The organism is Actibacterium sp. 188UL27-1, assembly GCF_016901225.1.
Lineage (GTDB): Bacteria > Pseudomonadota > Alphaproteobacteria > Rhodobacterales > Rhodobacteraceae > 188UL27-1.
This window is the reverse complement of sequence record NZ_JAFEUL010000006.1, coordinates 24589-44963: the sequence shown is the minus strand read 5'-3', so window position 1 is coordinate 44963 and position 20375 is coordinate 24589. Positions and strand designations below refer to the sequence as shown.

At 59.6% G+C, this 20375-nt stretch carries 22 protein-coding genes; 9 read left to right on the top strand and 13 right to left on the bottom strand.

The genetic code is table 11. The annotated features are described in order from the left end of the window. Nucleotides 1-66 precede the first annotated feature (66 nt). Nucleotides 67-708: a protein-L-isoaspartate(D-aspartate) O-methyltransferase gene (locus IU397_RS09740; protein WP_204412882.1), complete on the bottom strand. Its 642-nt coding sequence runs from the start codon at nt 706-708 to the stop codon at nt 67-69. Further along, nucleotides 705-1493, bottom strand: a complete 789-nt coding sequence (surE, locus tag IU397_RS09735) for a 5'/3'-nucleotidase SurE (protein WP_204412880.1) — start codon at nt 1491-1493, stop codon at nt 705-707. Before surE ends, IU397_RS09740 begins: the two co-directional genes overlap by 4 nt. A 131-nt stretch (nt 1494-1624) precedes the next feature. On the opposite strand from surE, the gene IU397_RS09730 reads away from it, so the two are divergent. After that, the gene (locus IU397_RS09730; protein WP_204412879.1) at nt 1625-2938 is read left to right on the top strand and encodes a hypothetical protein; all 1314 of its coding nucleotides are present in this window, start codon (nt 1625-1627) and stop codon (nt 2936-2938) included. Beyond that, complete coding sequence (locus IU397_RS09725; RefSeq protein ID WP_204412878.1) at nt 2938-3279, top strand: hypothetical protein; 342 nt, start codon at nt 2938-2940, stop codon at nt 3277-3279. Before IU397_RS09730 ends, IU397_RS09725 begins: the two co-directional genes overlap by 1 nt. Nucleotides 3280-3326: 47 nt before the next feature. Here the strand turns inward: IU397_RS09725 and IU397_RS09720 are convergent, their stop codons facing one another. The 6 genes from IU397_RS09720 to IU397_RS23710 all read right to left on the bottom strand — a co-directional run bounded on the left by IU397_RS09720 (nt 3327) and on the right by IU397_RS23710 (nt 9904). Then, on the bottom strand, nt 3327-3971 hold the full coding sequence (locus tag IU397_RS09720) for an SDR family oxidoreductase (RefSeq protein ID WP_204412877.1): 645 nt from the start codon (nt 3969-3971) through the stop codon (nt 3327-3329). Nucleotides 3972-4519: 548 nt separating this feature from the next. Further along, on the bottom strand, nt 4520-5995 hold the full coding sequence (purF, locus tag IU397_RS09715) for an amidophosphoribosyltransferase (protein ID WP_204412873.1): 1476 nt from the start codon (nt 5993-5995) through the stop codon (nt 4520-4522). 83 nt (nt 5996-6078) lie between these two features. Beyond that, a complete protein-coding gene (locus IU397_RS09710) occupies nt 6079-6657 on the bottom strand; it encodes a CvpA family protein (protein WP_204412871.1) in 579 nt (192 codons plus the stop codon). Nucleotides 6658-6687: 30 nt separating this feature from the next. Continuing rightward, complete coding sequence (gene radA / locus IU397_RS09705) at nt 6688-8049, bottom strand: DNA repair protein RadA (RefSeq protein ID WP_204412869.1); 1362 nt, start codon at nt 8047-8049, stop codon at nt 6688-6690. Between the two features lie 31 nt (nt 8050-8080). Beyond that, on the bottom strand, nt 8081-8557 hold the full coding sequence (locus IU397_RS09700) for a paraquat-inducible protein A (protein WP_239479710.1): 477 nt from the start codon (nt 8555-8557) through the stop codon (nt 8081-8083). A gap of 162 nt (nt 8558-8719) precedes the next feature. Next, nucleotides 8720-9904, bottom strand: a complete 1185-nt coding sequence (locus IU397_RS23710) for a calcium-binding protein (protein ID WP_204412866.1) — start codon at nt 9902-9904, stop codon at nt 8720-8722. Nucleotides 9905-10100: 196 nt separating this feature from the next. Between IU397_RS23710 and IU397_RS09690 the strand changes: the two genes are divergently transcribed. Next, nucleotides 10101-10874: a 3-hydroxybutyrate dehydrogenase gene (locus IU397_RS09690; RefSeq protein ID WP_204412865.1), complete on the top strand. Its 774-nt coding sequence runs from the start codon at nt 10101-10103 to the stop codon at nt 10872-10874. After that, complete coding sequence (locus tag IU397_RS09685) at nt 10871-11908, top strand: patatin-like phospholipase family protein (protein ID WP_370541648.1); 1038 nt, start codon at nt 10871-10873, stop codon at nt 11906-11908. The genes IU397_RS09690 and IU397_RS09685 overlap by 4 nt, the downstream gene beginning before the upstream one ends. Before the next feature lie 19 nt (nt 11909-11927). On the opposite strand, the gene IU397_RS09680 is transcribed toward IU397_RS09685, so the two are convergent. The 3 genes from IU397_RS09680 to IU397_RS09670 form a co-directional block, all read right to left on the bottom strand. Further along, entirely contained in the window at nt 11928-12692 is a 765-nt protein-coding gene (locus IU397_RS09680; RefSeq protein ID WP_204412863.1) for a DUF502 domain-containing protein, read from the bottom strand. A 77-nt stretch (nt 12693-12769) separates the two neighbouring features. After that, nucleotides 12770-13678 carry a pseudouridine-5'-phosphate glycosidase gene (locus IU397_RS09675; protein ID WP_204412862.1) on the bottom strand — a complete coding sequence of 303 codons (909 nt, stop codon included), beginning with the start codon at nt 13676-13678 and terminating at the stop codon, nt 12770-12772. Nucleotides 13679-13686: 8 nt separating this feature from the next. After that, a complete protein-coding gene (locus IU397_RS09670; RefSeq protein WP_204412860.1) occupies nt 13687-14580 on the bottom strand; it encodes a PfkB family carbohydrate kinase in 894 nt (297 codons plus the stop codon). Between the two features lie 142 nt (nt 14581-14722). On the opposite strand from IU397_RS09670, the gene IU397_RS09665 reads away from it, so the two are divergent. The 4 genes from IU397_RS09665 (at nt 14723) to tsf (ending at nt 17657) form a co-directional block, all read left to right on the top strand. Beyond that, nucleotides 14723-15187, top strand: coding sequence for a hypothetical protein (locus IU397_RS09665; protein ID WP_204412858.1), 465 nt, complete (start codon nt 14723-14725; stop codon nt 15185-15187). A 28-nt stretch (nt 15188-15215) separates the two neighbouring features. Beyond that, a complete protein-coding gene (locus IU397_RS09660; protein ID WP_204412856.1) occupies nt 15216-15728 on the top strand; it encodes a hypothetical protein in 513 nt (170 codons plus the stop codon). A 167-nt stretch (nt 15729-15895) separates the two neighbouring features. After that, nucleotides 15896-16699, top strand: a complete 804-nt coding sequence (rpsB, locus tag IU397_RS09655) for a 30S ribosomal protein S2 (RefSeq protein ID WP_204412847.1) — start codon at nt 15896-15898, stop codon at nt 16697-16699. A gap of 82 nt (nt 16700-16781) precedes the next feature. Further along, entirely contained in the window at nt 16782-17657 is an 876-nt protein-coding gene (tsf, locus tag IU397_RS09650; RefSeq protein WP_204412845.1) for a translation elongation factor Ts, read from the top strand. A gap of 485 nt (nt 17658-18142) precedes the next feature. Here tsf and IU397_RS09645 read toward each other — a convergent pair whose 3' ends face one another. Next, the gene (locus tag IU397_RS09645; RefSeq protein ID WP_204412843.1) at nt 18143-18892 is read right to left on the bottom strand and encodes a LuxR family transcriptional regulator; all 750 of its coding nucleotides are present in this window, start codon (nt 18890-18892) and stop codon (nt 18143-18145) included. Next, on the bottom strand, nt 18889-19332 hold the full coding sequence (aroQ, locus tag IU397_RS09640) for a type II 3-dehydroquinate dehydratase (protein ID WP_204412841.1): 444 nt from the start codon (nt 19330-19332) through the stop codon (nt 18889-18891). Before aroQ ends, IU397_RS09645 begins: the two co-directional genes overlap by 4 nt. Nucleotides 19333-19472: 140 nt before the next feature. Here aroQ and IU397_RS09635 point away from each other — a divergent pair, with 140 nt between their 5' ends. Then, complete coding sequence (locus tag IU397_RS09635; protein WP_204412839.1) at nt 19473-20366, top strand: sugar kinase; 894 nt, start codon at nt 19473-19475, stop codon at nt 20364-20366. Nucleotides 20367-20375 lie beyond the last annotated feature (9 nt).

Sequence of the window (20375 nt, the reverse complement as noted above, 5' to 3'; positions counted from 1 at the left end):
AATATCGGCATCCGTTGATCGGATGTCCTGATCTCGTGTTACCTTACCGCAGCTCACTGTACTCTGTTATTCCCGCCCGAGCCCTTCAAGAAGGGGCACGAAACGCACCGGACGCAGCTCGTCATAATCCAGCCCCGTCTCGGTTTTCGTCACCCGGATCAGCGTCTGGACCGTGTCGGACTGACCAACCGGCAAAACCATGATACCCCCGTTCCGCAATTGCGCCAATAGGGGACCGGGCGGGTCTTCGGCAGCTGCGGTCACAAGGATACGGTCGAAGGGCGCGTGGTCGGGCAATCCGTGCGATCCGTCCGCGGTAAACGTGATGACGTTGGTCAGTTGCAACCGGGCAAACAGCTCTTCGGCGGCGCGGGTCAGGCGGCGAAACCGGTCCACGGTGTAGACGCGCCGTGCCATATGGGCCAGCACAGTGGCCTGGTAGCCCGAGCCTGTGCCAACCTCCAACACCTTGTCGCGTGGCGTCACCTGAAGCGCCTGGGTCATCAACCCAACGACCGATGGCTGGCTGATCGTCTGGCCGCAGGTAATGGGCAGCGGCGTGTCTTCATAGGCGCGGTCGGCAAACAGGCCTTGGACAAACGCACCCCGATCGATCTTTTCCATGGCCTGCAAGACATGCCTGTCGGTCACCCCTTTTGAGCGGAGCGCGAACAGGAACTGCATCTTGCGTTCGGCATCCAGCGTCATTCCAAGGCTACTTTCAGCGCGTTCAACTGGTCATGGGCCGTCAAATCCGCCCGCATCGGCGTGACAGAGATGTAACCGGCCAGATTGGCGGCCGCATCCGTGTCGGGTGCCGTCGCCACGTTCTGCGCGCCCCCCCGCACCCACAGAAACCTGCGCCCCGACGGGGCCTGGTGCGGCACGGTCGAAAACCGGACGCCTTCGCGACAGCCCTGGGCCACGACCCGCGTGCCTTGCACATCCTTCGACGCGCAGGGGGGAAAGTTCACATTGTAGAATGTCATGTAGCCGGCACTGCGGGACCAATCGCCATGGTCCAGCAACGATTGCACGACCGCGGCGCCGTGATCCGCGCTCGCCTCGAACGTATTGGCCAGATCCGTGTTGCCCGGCCCATAATATTGCGACAGGGCAATGGCGGGCAAACCCTGCAAGGCAGCCTCCATGGCGCCGCCGATCGTGCCGGAATACAGGGTGTTTTCCGCAGAATTGTTGCCCCGGTTCACGCCGGACAGAACCAGATCGGGCGGGTTGTCCTGCATCACATCATGGATGCCGGCCAACACGCAATCGGCGGGGGAGCCTTCTGCCGCAAACCGCCGCTCCCCCATCTTGGCGATCATCGTGGGGTGGGTGTAACTGATGCAGTGACCAACCCCGGATTGCTCAAATGCCGGGGCCACGACCCAAACCTGCCCGTCAGGTCCAGCTATCGTGGCTGCGATCTCTTCAAGGACCTTCAGGCCAGGCGCATTAATCCCATCATCATTCGTAATCAAAATACGCATCCTGCGCGCCCCCGTTCATTTCCTCCTGATTAGGTGATGGCCGCGCCATCAGCAAGCTATGGTGGGCCGACAGTTTTCCATTGAATTCCGGGGGCATTGACGGTCTCATATCGGCGGGCTTCACGCATTAGATGCCGACTTATTTGGATGGTTGTGTTTTGAACCCGTTTGAGATTTGCGACATCACGTTGCATCCCGACCGCGCCGTGATCGGACCGGCAAAGCTGTTTCCCTCGTTTGTCGAGGTCGATAATAGCACGGATGCCGGTGCGATCCGCGTCTTTCTGATGTCGGCTGAGATGGTGCTGGGCGGCGCGGAACAGCTGCGCCTCGCGACAGAGCAATGGCCCGAAATCGGCGTCTGCTTTGGCCCCACTGCCACCCATGCCGACGTCGTGGATGCCGTCATGCGGGCCGTCGAAACAGGTGCCCTGGTGGCTGCCCTTGTCCGTCTTGATGATGTGGCGGGCACGACAGAGGCGGATCTGCGGGCTGCAGGGATCGACAAGCGTCTGCCACCGCCGCGCCCGGGGAACAATGTCGCGGGCATGAGCTTTGGCGACAAGATGATGCGCGCCTGCGAGATGGTCCCCGACGAGGTTGGCGACAAGCTGGGCGCCCAGGCCCGCAAGGAGATCGAGGGGTTCTTTTCCGTCCAGAACCTGGCCATCACGGCAGGCATTCTGGTGGTCTGGGCGGGCAGCCATGCCGTCGGCGTGGGTTTCATCGTGGATGGCGTGTTGCTGGGCGTGGGGCTGGCCTTTGCCGGATGGGAGGCGCTCAAGGCCTTCGAAAAGGTGGGGGAGTTTTTTACAACCGTCGACAGTGCCACATCTGACCGTGACCTAAAGGTCGCCGCCGGGTTGCTGGCTGCCGCCATCACCATCCTGTCCGTCGCAGGCTTCAAGGCCCTCCTGCGCCGCGTCACACCCAAGATCCCCAAAGGCGGCAGCGGCAAAAAAGGCAAAGGCGGCAATGGTGGTGGCAGCACTGACCGCACGAAAAGCAGCGGCGGCAATTCAAATCGCAAACGTAGCAGCGATGCCGACGGCCCCGAGGCCCAAGCGAAGCCCAAGAACAAAACCGAAGACGCGCCAGCCCCAAAGCCGAAACCGACCCATGATTTCACACCTGTGGCCAGTAAAATCTCAACGCAAAAACAATACCGCCATGTCAAGGATCGTCCGGAATGGGTTCAGCGGGGGCAGGGAAGCTACTTCAATAGCACCGATGACGCACAGGCTGTGTTGACCGCAGCAAAAAACGGCAAGGCCGAGGTTCTGGGAACCAATATGCACGGGTTCCCGATTGTCCGTGTCAAAGGGGTGACGGGCTATAACAACAATCCGCGGGCGGGTTACTTGGACCAACCCACGGACATTTTCATTATCAAGGGCACGGCCAAACCCAGTGTCGTCCCAACCAATCCGAACTGGAGCGACTAATGGCAGAACCCACACTTTCCGATTGGGTTTGGATCGAATCCATGTTTCGCGCGGCGATGATTGGCGCGATTTCGTCGAATGTCCGGCAGATTGTCCTGCGGTACGAGACATCGACCTGGCACTTACGGGTTACTCTGGCCAAGGAAGATGCCGATGACCGCGAAGAGATGGACGATATTGTGGATCAGTTCAGTGTTCTGCTGGAAGATATCAAGAACAGGATCAGTGCCGATGCCTATTGCCGGGCGCAGCAAGACACCATCGTGCATCAGGGTGCGCTGACTGAGGCGTCAGATACCCGTCAACGGATCATGTATCGCCGCCGGGAAGACGGGTACTAAAATTTGGCGCGGCTTTTTGGATATTCCTGAGCTATTCGCACGACGCTCTAGCTCAGGATTTGGGGTAACAGCCGCTGTGCCTCGTCCATGGGTGTGGCCAGTTTTGAACGATCCTCACCGGGGAAGAACCGCGCGCGGGTTGCGGTGGCCATGGGGGCTGGCTGCAGGATCGTGACGGTGGGGCCGGTCTTGACCGTCTCGCTTTGCCAGCTTTGCACCAAGGCCATCTGGGCAACCTTGCTGGCAGCATAGGCGCCAAAGAATTTCTGGCCACGACGGGGATCATCGAAAAACACGGCCCGGGCGCCCGATGTCGCTGCCAGAACCGGTGCGATATTGGTGATCATCATCAGCGTCGCTTCGACATTGGTCTTGTAGGTCTTGGTCCAGTCCTTTTGGTCCACGGTCGGCACGGGGGACAGGGGCGGGGCATGCACCGCGGCATGGATCCACAGATCCAGCCCCCCCCACCGGTCAAAGATCGACCGGCTCAGATGAGACATCGCGCCGGCATCCGTCACATCCAACGGCGCCAGGGTCGCTTCGCCACCCCGCGCGCGGATACGGTCGTCCAGTTCCTCCAACGCACCCACCGTACGGGCGACCGCGATCACGTGATGGGAGGGTGTCAGCGACTCAGCAAGCGCCGCACCCAGCCCACGAGACGCTCCAGTGACTAAACATGTCTTCATGAGTCGTGTGTGACCTGTCGTATCGCAGGGGTCAAGTTGACCGATGCGCTGATTTTTGCCGATATATTTGCCTTTATTTTAGGCGAAAAAGATATGTAGGCAAAAAAACTCCTATTAACGTGGCGTTAATTTTTGATGGGTAACGCCCGTTAATCATGTCAGAAAACTGTTTAAATTCAGATTACTATGGGGTGATAAGAGGTAATTTTGTCCAAAATGACAACTATTGCGTTGTGTTCCCCCTGTTTGGTACGCCTGTTTACACAATATTAACGTTAGAGAATCGAACGAGGGGGAGTTGACATGAGTATTTCAAAACGTTTCAGCCAACGGCCTGCTCCGTTACTTCGGATTGCGATCCCATCCTGGCGCTCCCGCACAGCGAAGCCTTTGGAAGAGAAAGCAGAGCCGCGTATTTCAAAACACGAGTTGGTTGTCCTGTTTCGGGACGAACTTGGTAAAGTTGGGTCCGATTTGTGCCCCAACAGCCGCGACGAGCTTTTGGTTCTTCGTAACGCATTATGTAAGGCAGAGACAGCCGCCTGATATTACTCGGCTGCCGGTTTGAGTTTGAAGCCCTGATTGATCATGTCTGCCGGTTCAACAGGGTATTCACCGGAAAAGCACGCGTCGCAATATTGCGGCGCGATTGCGTTTCGGCCCCGGGTTTCTCCAACAGCGCGATACAGCCCATCCAATGAGATGAACTTCAGGCTGTCCACACCCAGATGATCGCGCATATCGGCCTCGCTCATGGTCGAGGCCAGCAGCTTTTCCCGTTCCGGCGTGTCCACCCCGTAAAAGCAGGGCCATGCCGTCGGGGGGGAGGCGATGCGGAAATGTACTTCTGCCGCACCCGCATCCAGGACCATCTCCTTGATCTTGCGGCTCGTTGTGCCCCGCACCACCGAGTCGTCGACGAGGATCACCCGTTTGCCGCGGATCAGGGCCCGGTTCACGTTCAGCTTAAGGCGCACACCCATGTTGCGAATATGCTCTGTCGGCTCAATGAAGGTCCGCCCGACGTAGGAATTGCGGATGATCCCCATCCCAAACGGGATCCCGCTGGCTGCGGAATATCCAATCGCCGCGGGTGTCCCGGAATCCGGCACGGCGCAGACCAGATCAGCCTCAACAGGGGCTTCCTGTGCCAGTTCCACCCCGATCTGACGGCGCGTTTCATAGACCGATTGCCCCCCCAGAATACTGTCGGGGCGCGAGAAATAGACATGTTCAAAGATGCAGAACCGGGGGCGGCGGGGCTCGAACGGCCGGTGGCTGGCCACACCCGCTGCGGTGATCACCACCATCTCGCCGGGATCGATCTCCCGAATGTAATCCGCCCCGATGATATCCAGAGCGCAGGTCTCAGAACTCAGGACCCAGCCGTCGCCCAACTGACCCAGGACAAGAGGCCGCACACCCAGCGGGTCGCGCACGCCGATCAGCTTGGTCCGGGTCATGGCAACGATGCTGAACGCCCCTTCAACCCGGCGTAGGGCATCCTTCATCCGCTCCGGGATATCGCGTTGCAGGGACCGCGCCATCAGATGGATGATGCATTCGCTGTCGGAGGAGCTTTGAAAGATCGAACCGCGGTCGATCAATTCACGCCGCAGGGCCGCAGCATTGGTGATATTGCCGTTATGGGCCAGGGCCGCGCCGCCCATGGAGAATTCGCCAAAGAACGGCTGCACATCGCGGATCGCCGTATGCCCCTTGGACCCGGACGTCGAATAGCGCACATGCCCGATGGCTAGCGCCCCGGGTAACGTCTCCATGACCGAGGCTTCGGTGAAATTGTCCCGAACATAACCAAACCGCCGGGCCGAGTTGAACCCGTGATCGGGATGATATGCGACGATCCCGCCGGCCTCCTGACCGCGATGTTGCAGCGCATGCAACCCAAGGGCGGTGAAATTGGCGGCTTCCTGGGCACCGATTACGCCGAAAACCCCGCATTCCTCATGCAGTTTGTCATCGTCAAACGGGTTGGTTGTCAGCGGGGAAGGGGCAAGCGGCAAGACACACTCCGATACACGAGTCGCTGTCCGTTGATTAACGGGTTGCCGTTACCCTGTCATCCCCTTGTCACGTGACCTGACGTTCAGCTGTCGGTTGTGGTCGCCGGTGCGCCGCAGGACGCATCCATCAGACCCTCAAACTTACCGGTCAACCAGGCCAGGGCTGTCTCGCGATCCGCAATTTCGGTCGTCAACTGCTCACTGAACGAGGCAAAGATCTTGGCAGACTGGCTGTTATCCACAATCTCAAAGTTCTGCGTGCCCGCCACGAAATCATAGACAACCAGCGCGATGGCCACCAGCAGCAGCCCCCGGGCCGCGCCAAACAGAAAGCCAAGCCCCTGGTCCAGCCCGCCAAGGGCCGAACGCTGCACAAGGGACGAGAACAGCGGCGTGAACAGCGCAAAGACGATCAGACATAGCGCGAACAGGCCGATAAAGGCCCCGATGGTCGAGGTCTGACAATTATCCAGCAAATCCTGAACATAGGGAATTTCCTGGACGATCGGTTCGGCCCGCGGCGCAAACAGATAGGCGACAATGGCCGCTGCCACCCAACCCGCAATCGCCAACGTCTCACGGACCAAACCGCGGCTATAGGCCAGTATCGCCGACAGCACGATGACCACGGCCACCCCAGCATCGAAAATCGTAAATTCCATTGTCCCGTCCTGCTCTGCCGATTTGGGCGCTTATCCTGCGCCGAACATTTCTCCGACAAAGGCCGTCAGGTCGGCCATCTTGCGGATCTCTAGCCCCGAAGCCGCGCCTTTGGACCCGGCAGGTAAAGCCGCCGCGTTGAAACCAAGTTTTTGGGCTTCTTTCAACCTATTTTCAGTTTGCCCCACCGGTCTGAGCGCCCCACTGAGACTAATCTCCCCGAAAACGACCATTTGTTTCGGTAAAGCCACATCTTCGCGGGCGGATAGTAGCGCAGAGGCCACAGCCAGATCGGCAGCCGGTTCGCTGACCCGCAAGCCACCTGCGACATTCAGGTAGACATCCAAGCCGGTGAACGGGATGCCGCACCGCGCCTCCAGCACGGCCAGGATCATGGCCAACCGGCCGCTGTCCCAGCCCACGACCGTCCGGCGCGGCTGGGAATGCGGGGTCGGCGCCACCAGGGCCTGAAACTCCACCAAAACTGGTCGGGTGCCTTCGATCCCGGAAAACACGACCGATCCGGGGGCAGGGGCGTCGCGGTCCGACAGGAACAGGGCAGAGGGGTTGGTGACCTCTGCCAGACCTGCCCCGGTCATTTCAAACACCCCGATCTCATCCGACGGGCCAAATCGGTTTTTCACCGCCCGCAGGATGCGGAACTGGTGCCCGCGCTCCCCTTCGAAATAAAGGACCGTATCGACCATATGCTCCACCACGCGCGGACCGGCGATCTGGCCCTCCTTGGTGACATGGCCCACGATCATCACCGCGGTGCCGCGGCGTTTGGCGAATGTTACCAGCTCATGGGCGGCGGCGCGAACCTGCGAGACTGATCCAGGGGCCGAGTCGACCGTGTCGGACCACATGGTCTGGATGGAATCGATGATTGCCAGATCTGGCCGTTCTTCATCCAGCGTTGTCAATATATTGCGTAGGTTTGTCTCCGTGGCTAGCTTGACCGGTGCGTCTGCCAGCCCCAGTCGCTGGGCCCGCATCCGTACTTGGGCCGAGGCTTCCTCCCCCGAAACATAAAGCGTGCTGGTGCCCGCCTTGGCAAACCGTGCCGCCGCCTGCAGCAAAAGCGTCGATTTGCCGATGCCGGGATCGCCCCCCACCAACGTGGCCGAGGCCGGGACCAACCCGCCGCCCAGCACACGGTCCAGTTCCACCATTCCCGCACTGACCCGGGGAGGCGGGGCCTCGTCGGTGCTGAGATCCGACAGGACCATGGCCTGCCCGCGCTTGGCCCCCAGTGCCTTTTTGCCAGGCCCCGCGGAAAGAGGGGCCTCTTCAACGATGGTGTTCCACGCACCACACGCCTCGCAACGCCCCGACCATTTGGAATGGGTCGCCCCGCAGGCCGAACAGGAAAACGATGTCATCTTTGCCATGGGGCAGGGATGACCGACGCCGCGCGAAAGGTCAAACGACCTGGCGGGTCTCGTGCGTGTTGGTGGCGTCTGATTTGCGGTGTTTCTCCGTCGCCCAACTGAACAGGATCGAGGCGAGGATACAGGCCGTGAACAGGTAGAGCCCCCAGGCCGTTTCAACCTTGCCCACACCGATCCCTTTGACGACGACGATATAGATCGCGATCAAAAAGATATCCGCCATGGCCAGCTTGCCCAGGATCCCCAGCACCGGCAGGACCTTGCGTTTCATCAATCCGAAATGGATGAGCGCCAAACCGATGGTCTTGAGATAGGGTGCAAAGATCGCAAAGGCGGTGACGATCAACGCCAGGATGACGTCAGAACTCCAAAGCGCCTGAAGGCCAGAGATGACAGAGATTTCGCTCAGCCCGAACAACGGCAGTAAGCCTGCGCGCATCAACGGCGCGAACCATGCGATGGGAAACAGGATCAACAGGGTAAGGTTGGCAGTCTTTAACGGCGTCAAAACAGGTCCACTTCATTCGTATCACGCATTCGTGCGTGGTTGCACAGGTAGGCGGCCCGGATCCCCCTGCCAAGAGGACTGTCCCCGCGGGGACAGACTCTTATGCTTGGTAAATCTCAACACATCTGTGTCCCCGCGGGGACACCGGTAAGAGACGGGTCATCAGCCAAACACAGCAAGGCTGCCATCGACATCGGTGAAGTTGCTCAACATCAGATCGTCCAAATCGGTATTGCGCAGAACCACCGTTGTTGCCCCGTCAGAACTGGTCCAGTTCACATTGGCGCCGTTCTGGCTGGCCTGGGCTAGAAATGCGTCGAACTGTTCTTGGGCCGTGGTATCGGTGTCGAACTGAACGGCAAAGATGTCATCGCTCACATCGAAATCAAAGAGGGTCGCGGTTCCGGCTGTCGGCTGCTCGGGCAATCCACTGGCGAGGGTCGTATCTGCAAAGGCAAAGGTATCGGATCCGCTGCCGCCCCAGATACGGCTGTCATTTCCGACAACGGCAATGGTGTCATCACCGGCACCGGCCCAGATCCGGTTGACCCCGCCCAAGTCGACGATCGTATCGTTTCCGTCATTGCCAGAGATCCGGTCATTCCCGACACCGCCCAGGATGGTATCGTCACCGGATCCGCCGATGATCCGGTTGTTGCCGCCGGATGTGGTGATCTGGTCATTGCCGCTGCCGCCATTCAGCAGGTCATTGCCATTCCCGGTTTCCAGCAGATCATTGCCGCGCCCGCCATAAAGCGTGTTGTCGCCATCCTCGGTATCGAACGAAAACAACTGATTGCCGTAAAGCTGGTCGTCGCCCTTCCCACCGCGCAGAGTATCGTTTCCGGCGCCGCCTTCGATCAGGTCATTGCCTTTGTTGCCGCGCAGATCATCGTCGCCCGCACCGCCGAAAATACGGTCATTGCCGTCATTGCCGCGGATGCTGTCATCGCCAGACAGGCCGGTCAGGGTGTCGTCATCAGCGGTGCCCACGAGGACCAGATCATCGGCAGGCGGGGGTGGCAGATCCACGGTGGTCAACTGCACACCCGGCTGGGTCAAAATGATCGTAAAGAATTTTTCGGGTGTATACCATTCCGGTAGGGCGGTGTTCAGCCCTTCGACGGTGGGGTCCGGGAAGTTGGTCAGACGAAAAATCACCAGTCCGCCCGCACCATCCTGGGAATAGAAATCAAGGGTCGAGATTGTGCCCCCTGTCGGGGCACCGGTGGTGGCGTCAAAGGTCAGGCCAGCGCCGTCGATCTGAATGCCGATAAAACCAAAAACTGGATCCATAAAACCAAAGCGAAATCCGGTTTCGCTGACATCTGAGAATGTGTTTTCCATGGGTAATCCTTACCGCGTGCGATTGGTCCAGATCTGGGAGTGAAACGGGGCAACCGCGCGTCTGCGCTGTGTCAATTCAAAGGCGCGTTCACGAAGCTGTGGGTCCCTGGCGCGGGGAACATGCGGGCGCCTAAGCCGTTTCCTTTGCACGCGCAGCATGACATGCTCGCGGCAACTGCAAACAGGGGGACGTTGCATGTCACTGAAAGGCAAAACCGCAATTATCACCGGGTCGAATTCCGGCATCGGTCTGGGTGTCGCTTGGGAAATGGCGCGGGCCGGGGCGGATGTTGTCCTGAATTCGTTCAGCGACCGCGATGAAGACCACGCCCTGGCCAAGGATATTGCCGACGAAACCGGCACCAATACGCGCTACATCAAGGCCGACATGTCCAAGGCGGATGAATGCCGTGCTTTGGTGGAAAAGGCCGGGGCCTGTGACATCCTGATGAACAATGCGGGGATCCAGCATGTGGCTGGCATCGATGAATTCCCGATGGAAAAATGGGATGCGATCATCGCCATCAACCTGAGCTCGGCCTTCCACACGACGGCGGCTGCCTTGCCGATGATGCGGACGGCTGGGTGGGGCCGGGTGATCAACATCGCCTCGGCCCATGGTCTGACCGCGTCGCCTTATAAATCAGCCTATGTCGCGGCCAAACACGGTGTTGTCGGCATGACAAAGGTCGTGGCGCTAGAGACGGCGGAGGAGCCGATCACCGCCAACGCCATCTGCCCGGGCTACGTGATGACACCTTTGGTCGAAGAACAGATCCCCGACACGATGAAGAAATACGACATGGACCGCGACACCGCGATCCGGGAGGTTCTATTGGACCGCCAACCGTCCAAGGAATTTGCCACGACCGAACAGATGGGCGGGGTCGCTGTCTTTTTATGCTCGGACGCGGCCACACAGATCACGGGTACGACGATCAGTGTCGATGGCGGATGGACCGCATTGTGAGCGTCCGGCAGATCAATCTTGCGCTGCAGGGCGGCGGAGCCCACGGCGCGTTCACCTGGGGTGTGCTTGACCGATTGCTGGAAGATGAGGAGATCGAGGTTGCCGCGATTTCCGGCACCTCCGCCGGGGCGCTGAACGGGGCGGCGTTCAAATCGGGCATGATCAGCGATGGGAGGGACGGGGCCAAAGCCGCCCTGGATGCGTTGTGGACCCAGGTTGGCGCCAAGGATGACGGGGGCATTGCCCCCTGGATGCAACCTTTCCTGCCAAGCCCCGCGGTCGTGTCCCAGTTGCTTGAAATGAGCCCGGGATTTCAGATCAGTGACGCGGCGAGCCGGGTGTTTTCGCCGTATGGGTCTGGGCCGCTGTACAAGAACCCGTTGACCGACATCGTCGCGAAATTCGACTATGATGAGGTTTGCAGTGGTGACGGGCCGGAATTCTTTGTATCCGCCACGAATGTCCGAAATGGAAAAATACGCGTTTTCAGAGGCTTAGAGATCACACCTGATGTGATCATGGCCTCTGCCTGTTTGCCGACATTGTTCCGCGCTGTTGAGATCAAGGACCCAAGGACTGGCGCTGTGGAGGCCTATTGGGATGGCGGCTACACGGGCAATCCGGCGCTGTTTCCGTTGTTTGAGGCACATCTGCCGGATGATGTGGTTGTCGTGAATATCAATCCGCTATGTCGTCCGGACGTACCACGCACGGCGCAGGATATTCAGAACCGGATCAATGAGATCAGCTTCAACACATCGCTTTTGCGGGAGTTGCGGGCCATAAATTTTGTGCGCACGCTGATCGCCGCGGGCAAGGTCAAACCCGGCACGATGAAGGATGTCTTGATCCACATGATCGCCGATGACGACCTGATGAACGATCTGAGCGTCGCCACCAAATTGGTGCCGACACCCTATATTCTAGATCGTTTGAAGAAAGCGGGACGCCGGGCGGCCAGTAATTTTCTGGAACACGACAAGGCCAAGTTGGGTCGTGAGTCCAGTATCGACCTGCGCGCGATGTTTGACTGACGCGCCGAGGGCAAGGCAATCAGGCGTCGCGCTTTTCGCGGATGGGCAGGGGCACCGGGTCATTGGGGTTGCGATCGGGCGGATTGACCAGCCCGGCGGAAATGACGAGTTTCGCCGCATCTTCAACAGTCATGTCGAGGTAGATCACATCGGCCTCTGGCACGAAAAGCAGAAAACCGGATGTTGGGTTGGGCGTGGTCGGCAGGAAGATCGACACCAACGCATCATCGCGCGGGACCTTGCGGTTCACCTCCCCCTTGGTTTGGGTCGAGACAAAGGCGATGGCCCAGATCCCGGTACGTGGGTATTGGACCAGGCACGCCTTGTCGAATTTGGCATCGTTGGATTGGGAAAAGACGGTTTCCGCAATCTGCTTGAGACCCGCATAGACGGAGCGCACCACGGGCACGCCTTCGACGGCGGCTTCGGCCCAGCGGAGCAGTGAACGCCCGATGAACCCTTTCGCGACCCACCCGACGAGGATGGTGAACAAAAGAAACACCACCACACCAACGCCGCGGACATTGACCTTGATCGGTTCGCCATCGGGATCGCCGAAGAAGCGGTTGACCAGAACGTCGGGCTGATAGGGGTCTGGCACAAAGGGCAGAACGAAACCGTCGACCCAGCCAATCGCCGTCCAGATCAACCAGACGGTCATGCCAATGGGCGCGATCACCACCAGCCCCGTCAGGAAGCTGGAGCGCAACCCTGCGAGCCAGCCCAAACGCTTCCGGGCCTTCTTGGGGTTTAGCGGATTTTGTTCAGGCGGTGAGGACTTCATGAGGTACTCGCAACGGTCTGCGGTAGTAACTAGGGGCGGTGCCGGGAGGACGCAAGGTACGTTACGCCTACAACTGTCTATAGTCGGGGTGCGGCGCTGATTTCCTGTGCGATTGCGGCAGCCAGGCGCGCATTGTTCAGCACCAGGGCGATATTGGCCTTGAGGGAGCGGCCTTTTGTCAAAGCGACGATCCGGGAGAGCAGATAAGGGGTCACATCCTTGGCAGAGATGCCCGCGGCGGTTGCATCCGTCTGCGCCTGTTCAATGATCGGGCCCATGACATCTTGCGGGATCTCATCGGCGGCTGGGATGGGGTTGGCGATTAACTGGCCGCCCGGCAGCCCCATGGCGCGGCGCATCAGATAGGCCTGTGCGATATCCGATGGGCTCTCCATTCGCTGCGGGCTGGCTTGTCCGGCGCTGCGGGCCCAAAAGGCGGGAAACTCTGCCGCACCATAGGTGATGACCGGCACACCGAGGGTCTCTAGAACCTCAAGGGTTTTTGGCACATCCAGGATCGATTTTGCCCCGGCGCAGATGACATTGACCGGGCTTTCGGCCAGTTCGCGCAGGTCGGCCGAGATATCGAATGTCTCTTCCGCGCCGCGATGGACGCCGCCGATACCGCCGGTCGCAAAAACGGAAATGCCGGCCAGCCGGGCCCCGATCATGGTGGCGGCGACGGTGGTCGCCCCCATCCCGCCCCGGGCCATGCAGATCGCCAGATCCGCGCGGGAGAGCTTGGCCACATCCTTGGCCTGGGCCAGGATTTCAAGCTGATCCGGGTCTAACCCGATGCAGAGCCGCCCGTTTAGAACGGCGATGGTCGCGGGGACAGCACCACCGTCGCGCACGGTCTGTTCGACACGCTGTGCCGTGGCAAGGTTATCGGGGTAGGGCATCCCGTGGGAGATGATCGTGCTTTCAAGCGCGACAACCGGCTGGCCGTCTGCCAATGCCGCGGCGACCTGCGGCAAAACATCCATGGGTAGGGTCACTGAATTGCGCTTTCGGAAATGTAGGTTGCGGTGACGTCGAGGGCGAAGGTCAGGGCCTCCTGACGTGTCAGGCCCCGCAATTCAGCGGCCACATGTCCGGCCATGAATGTGTCGCCTGCGCCGGTGATGCGGGTGACATTGACGGGCGGGGGCGTTGCTTCCACCAGGCCGTTTTCGCAGATCTGTGCCAGGGATTGGTCCCCGTTGGTGACGATGGCGCGCCGGGCGCCCATCTTGCCAAGGGCCTGGGCCGCATCGGTGGCGCTGTCGAACGCCGTATTACATAGCAATGACGCCTCTTGCAGATTGACATAGAGCGTCAGGCTGGGATGCAGCAGGATCGGTCGCAACCGCTCCGCCTTTCCGGGGGAGGCGGGCGCGACCCGCAGATCGGCGCGCCGAAACAGGGGGCTCTCCGCGATCTTGGTCAGCAATTCCTGGGTCAGGTTGCCGTCCAGCACGATGGTCCCGGGATAGGGATCGTCGACACTGCCCAACCGGCCATCGGCCAGGGGTTTGAGGATCGCGGCACCGGCTTGTTCCAGCGAACGGGCATCGGCCATGGCGGCGACCAGATCGCCTGCAGCCTCGATCGCCATATACATGTCTGTGCGCAGGCTTTTGCTGCGGTAAAGGTAGCCAGCATCGAGCCCCAGATCGGCGCAGGTGTCCAGCAGGCTGTCCCCTTCAACATCCTGCCCGACGCAGGAGAGCAGGGCAGGGGTCAACCCGGCCCGCCGCAGGGCCATTGCAACATTCAGGGCCACACCGCCAGGCACCCGCGTGATCTGCCCGGGACGATCATCGCCCTTTTCCATGGCATCGGGCCGCCGCCCGATCACGTCCCACAGAACCGAGCCAATACAAAGGATATCAGGTTTACGTGTCATGCCCATGCTTGTCGCGCAGTCGAGACCCCGGCACAATAGAGGCCGTTGTATTGTCGTGCAGCCCTTCATACCTGTCATCCGCGGGCGCAGTTATTTTTGCATTTTCCCCACATTATCCTGATCAAAGACTTGGAGTTTACACATGGCTGGACGTTCCCTGACATCGGGAGAGATCGCGATGGCCCAATCCGTCTACAAATCCACGATCAACTGCAAAAAGCCGCGCATTTTCAACGAGAAGTGGGCGTTTTTTCAACCTGATGACCGAGCGATGGCGCCCAATGGCAACATCTATTTCGCGCCGTCGGATCCGGGATATCAGGCCGATTTTTCAGCGCGCAGTGTCGGCATCCACGACAAGGCGACCTTTATCCATGAGCTTGGCCATGTCTGGCAGCATCAGCAGGGCCAATGGGTGACCGTGCGCGGTGCAGTCGAGCGGGACTACGATTACCTTCCGCTGGCCGCCAGCGATGACTTTGACGCTTACGGGATCGAACAGCAGGCGCAGATCTTTCGCGATTATTTCTATCTTCTCAAGGGCTATTCCAATTCGCGGTGGCCCGCCCGGTCGGTCTATGAAGCCGTGATCCCGCATCTTCCCTAACCCAACATGCTGTAAAGGAGGTGGGGCCATGATGGTCAGACCCAACATTTGCGCCGCGGCCTTGATCTGTTTCGTGCAGCCCGTGGCGGCGGATTATGCACAGATCCGCGATCAAGCGCTGTTCGCCTTGGAAAATGGCGATTGTGCCAAGGTCTGGGACATGTTGTGGCCGCACGCCAAGGCGGGCGAGGTGCAGGCACGGGCCGATCTGGCCACGCTGCCGTATCTGCGGGATTTTCACTATCCGGGTCTGGCTGGCGATCAGATCAGTCGAACCCGCGATACGTTGATCCTGGCCGTCCATGGTGCGGCCAATGGTGATCCGACAGCCGTGGAAACTGCGCGCGCCTATCTGGAGGTGAGCAATGCGGGCAGAGCCGTCAGTAGCTGCCTTGAGGGGGCAACGGATCCCTCTGCCGCCGCGCGCTGTGTCGAGGGGGCCGTTGCGGACGGGGTGATCCCCGATTTTCCGTCCTTTGCCTTGGGATTGGATACGGTGGCGACGCTCGACGCGGCGTTACCGGCCCGTTGCACGCCCTGACCGGGGACGGCTTGCAAACAGGGGTTGCAATGGTGGCGCGGCTCGTCTAACGACGCGCTCACTTCACAGGTAGGGCTTGGGCCGATGGGGGAGACATCCCCAAAGGTCCGCCGGTTGGACAATTGTCCTGATGGCCCTGCCGAGGATCAAACCGGAAAGGATGAGACATGGCGCTCCCTGATTTCTCAATGCGTCAGCTTCTTGAAGCTGGCGTTCACTTTGGCCACCAGACCCAGCGATGGAACCCCCGGATGGGTGAGTTCATCTATGGTGACCGGAACGGCATCCACATTCTGGACCTGACCCAGACCGTTCCCATGCTGGAACAGGCTCTGGTCGCTGTCCGTGACACCGTGGCCCGTGGTGGGCGGGTCCTATTCGTCGGCACCAAGCGGCAAGCGCAAAAGCCAATTGCTGAAGCTGCCGAAAAATGTGCGCAATACTACATGAACCACCGTTGGCTGGGCGGTACGCTCACCAACTGGAAGACCGTCAGCCAGTCGATCCAGCGTCTGAAGAACATTGACGAACAGATGGCGATGGGCGCCGAGGGCCTGACCAAGAAAGAGCGTCTGGGCATGGAGCGTGACCAGTCCAAGTTGCAGGCGTCCCTTGGTGGGATCCGCGAAATGGGCGGCGTCCCGGACCTGCTGTTCGTGATCGATGTCAGCAAGGAAGACCTGGCCATCGCAGAGGCCAAGAAGCTGGGCATCCCCGTGATTGGTATCGTTGACACCAACTGCTCCCCCGATGGTGTGGATTTCATCATCCCGGGCAATGACGACGCGGCCCGTGCCATAGCACTGTATTGCGATCTGATCGCCCGCGCCGCACTGGACGGCATGACAGCACAGATGGGTGCCGCTGGAATCGATCTGGGTGAAATGGAATCCGGTCTGGAAGAAGAGCTGGCCGTTGACCCGGGCGCGGCTGTCGAGCCGCCCGCCGAGGAACTGCCCGCCGAGGCATGATCCAGGGCGACCTGTCATCGAAATGACATCTGTGGCGGGTTACGGCCCGCCACACCACGACTGCTGATCAAGGAGAGCCAAGATGGCCATTACAGCCGCTCAGGTGAAAGAACTGCGCGAAAAATCCGGCGCAGGCATGATGGACGCCAAGAAAGCCCTGACCGAAACCGACGGTGACATGGAAGCCGCCATGGACTGGCTGCGGACCAAGGGCCTGGCCAAGGCCGCCAAGAAATCCGGGCGTATAGCTGCCGAGGGTCTGGTGGCCGTCAAGGTCCGCGATGGCCGCGGCGTGGCTGTCGAGGTGAACTCGGAAACCGATTTCGTGGGCAAGAATGCGGAATTCCAATCCATGGTCGACGCCATCGCCACCGCGGCGCTGGGGGTTGATACCCTGGACGCGTTGCTGGCTGCCGATCTGGGCGGTAAGTCGGTCGCCGATACCGTGACCGACAAAATCGCGACCATTGGCGAGAATATGGGCGTGCGCCGTATGGCGATGCTGGAAGGCGGCACAGTGGTTACCTATGTCCACAACGCCGCCGCAACCGATATGGGCAAGATCGGTGTTCTGGTCGCGATGACCGGTGACAATGCCGAATTTGGCCGTCAGGTCGCCATGCATATCGCCGCCACCAACCCAGCCTCCCTGAGCGAGGATGATCTGGACCCGGCGGTCGTTGAAAAGGAAAAGCAGGTTCAGATGGACATTGCCCGCGAAAGCGGCAAGCCCGAGGCTGTTATCGAAAAGATGATCGTGGGCCGCATGAAAAAGTTCATGTCCGAGATCACTCTGCTGAACCAGGCTTTCGTTGTGAACCCCGATTTGACCGTTGCAAAAGCCGCTGAAGAGGCTGGCGTTGCCATTACAGGGTTCAAGCGCCTTGAAGTGGGTGAAGGCATTGAGGTCGAGAAAGAGGATTTCGCGGCAGAAGTGGCGAAAGTCGGCCAAAGCTGATCCCGAAATGAAAAAGGCGTGCCGTCGGTAATTGACGGCACGCCTGAACTGATTACCTCATTTTTACACACAAGCGGGTGCACACACGAACCCGCAAACTTTTACCGAACGGCGCCACATCTATTGGGGATGAGGACAGGACGCCAATCTCTTTGGTGTCGATCTGCCGCGCTGAGAATACGCGAGACAGATCGACAATCCGGTTTCCCGGTGCGAACACGTTTCCCACATAATATCGGGGTCTGGTGCTTGCTGTTCCTTGGCTAATGCCACCACTCACGGAACAACCTCAAAATGCCAATTAACGCTTGGTAAAGGAAGTGGGGAATCCGTTACCGGGTCGAGTCTTTCGGGTTATTCACGCTAGTTTCACGGCGGATGGCAAAATGGACCTGAACTGACCCAAAAAACGCCATAAATGACCTAAAATCTCTTACTTTTTCCACATTTCCGCACACGAGACTGTTTCCAGGTTTGTAACAAACCTAACGTTCAAGCACGAATATCTGGTTTTGGAATGACGCTTTCAGCACCGCTTGTGCCGTTGTGTCGACATCCATCGCTTCACGGGCGAGTCGCAGGTGCTTTTCAACCGTAGCGGCAGTCAGCCCCATGATGGTCGCGATGTCCTGAGTCGTCTTGCCCTCACCCACCCATTCCAGCGCTTCACGCTGACGCTTTGTCAGGGGGCGGCGTTCGCCCGAATAGGGCAGGTTGATGATCTTCAGGTGGGCGATGTTGTTCATGGCCACGATCTTGCGGCCATGGACCGCCCAGATCTCGTCCAGTTCCGCCTGGCTCACGCCGTCGGCTGCCGTCAAGGCAACGCCGCCCTTGGTGCGTGCGGACACATCGTTGAAGCTGATCGTGTAACCGGCTGTCACACCCTGGTCGCGGTTGAAGTCATAGACCCGCTGTTCGCTGGGTGTCAGCAATCCCTGGCGCGACTGATCCTCGATCCAGGCCCAACTGCAATGGCCGGTATTCTCAACCGCCCAGCGCACCATGGGTGCATGAAAATACAGACCGTCCTTCAGGAAATGATCGATGTAGCCCTTGCCGTGATTGGTCAGGATCAGCCAGTCCTGCGGATCGCCCAGCGATGTTTCCGTCCGGTGAAAGGTAAACCCGTAAAGCAGTTTGCCGAACCCGAACCGGGACATGCGCTCCAGATGGTATTGCCACAGGCTTTCCATGTCCCGGGCCGCCATGACTTTTTCGGTATATTCAATCATGTCCCATCCTCCAGATGCCCGACCAATGCTGTGATCGCCAAGGAATACCCGGCTGGCCCGAACCCGCAGATCTGCCCCACTGCCACCGGAGCGATATAAGAGCGGTGACGATACGCCTCCCTGGCATGGATGTTGCTGAGATGAAGTTCCACCACCGGGATCTGGGTCGATGAAATGGCATCCATCAACGCGATGGACGTGTGTGTGTAGGCCCCGGCATTCAGCACGATCCCGGCATAGGTGCCGCGTGCATTGTGGATGGCATCGACCAGATCGCCTTCGTGGTTGGATTGCCCGAACGCCACCGTGATCCCCAGTCGTTCGGCCATTTGGTGACACTGTTCCTCGATCTGCGACAGCGTCGTGTGTCCGTAGACCTCCGGCTGCCGCTGCCCCAGAAGGTTCAGATTTGGCCCATTTAGAACCAGTAATGATGTCATAAGACGTTGTCCTTATCCCCACTGTGTCGTAGCGCACAGACTTGTCCCTTGTCGAGTGGCCTGGATCTGCGGCGCGCTTGTGTCCAATCCGCCGCCTGCTTAGTTAACTGGAATACCAGTGTGCAACCGAAGGATGGGCGATGCAGAAGGTGATTATGGGGCTGGGCGAATGCATGGTTGAGCTGTCGCCGGACGGTCCGGGCCTGTTCCGGCAATCCTTTGCAGGGGATGTTCTCAATACCCTTTGGTATGCGTGCCGTGCCCTGGATCCGGATTGGCGGTCCGAACTTCTGTCGGCTGTTGGCACCGATGCGCTATCTGATCAGATGATCGGTTTTCTGACAGATGCCGGGATCGCCTGCGATGCCGTGCGCCGCATCCCCGACAGGCGGCCTGGCCTCTATATGATCCAGCTTGATGAGGGGGAGCGCAGCTTCACCTATTGGCGCGACAGATCCGCCGCACGGTTGCTGGCTGCCGATCCCGATCACCTGAAACGCCATATGGCGCGGGCCGGTCTGATCTACTTTTCAGGTATCACCCTTGCCATCCTGCCCGAGGAGGATGTGGAAACCTTGCTCTCGAGCCTCAAGATTGCGCGGGCGCGCGGGGCGCTCATCGCATTCGATACAAACCTGCGGCTTGCGTTGTGGCCGGATCCGGCCCGGATGCCGGTCTTGATGGCGCAGGCGGCCGCAATCTCGGATCTGGTCTTTCCCAGCTTCGATGATGAACAGGCGGGCTTTGACGATGCCATACCCGCACAGACGATTGATCGCTATCTGGGCTACGGGGCCAGCACCGTGATCCTCAAAAACGGTGCGGCAGCGGTTCAAACCAGCACAGGCCGCGGGGTTCAGCATCACCCGACGGCGCCCGTGCCCCAGCTCATCGATTCAACCGGGGCGGGGGATTCGTTTAATGGCGCGTTCCTGGCCGAATATGTCCGCTCTATAGACATCGTTCGGTCGGTTCAGGCCGGGCAATGTTGCGCGGCAGAGGTGGTTCAGCATCGTGGCGCCCTGATCCGGTGATCTGAAAAC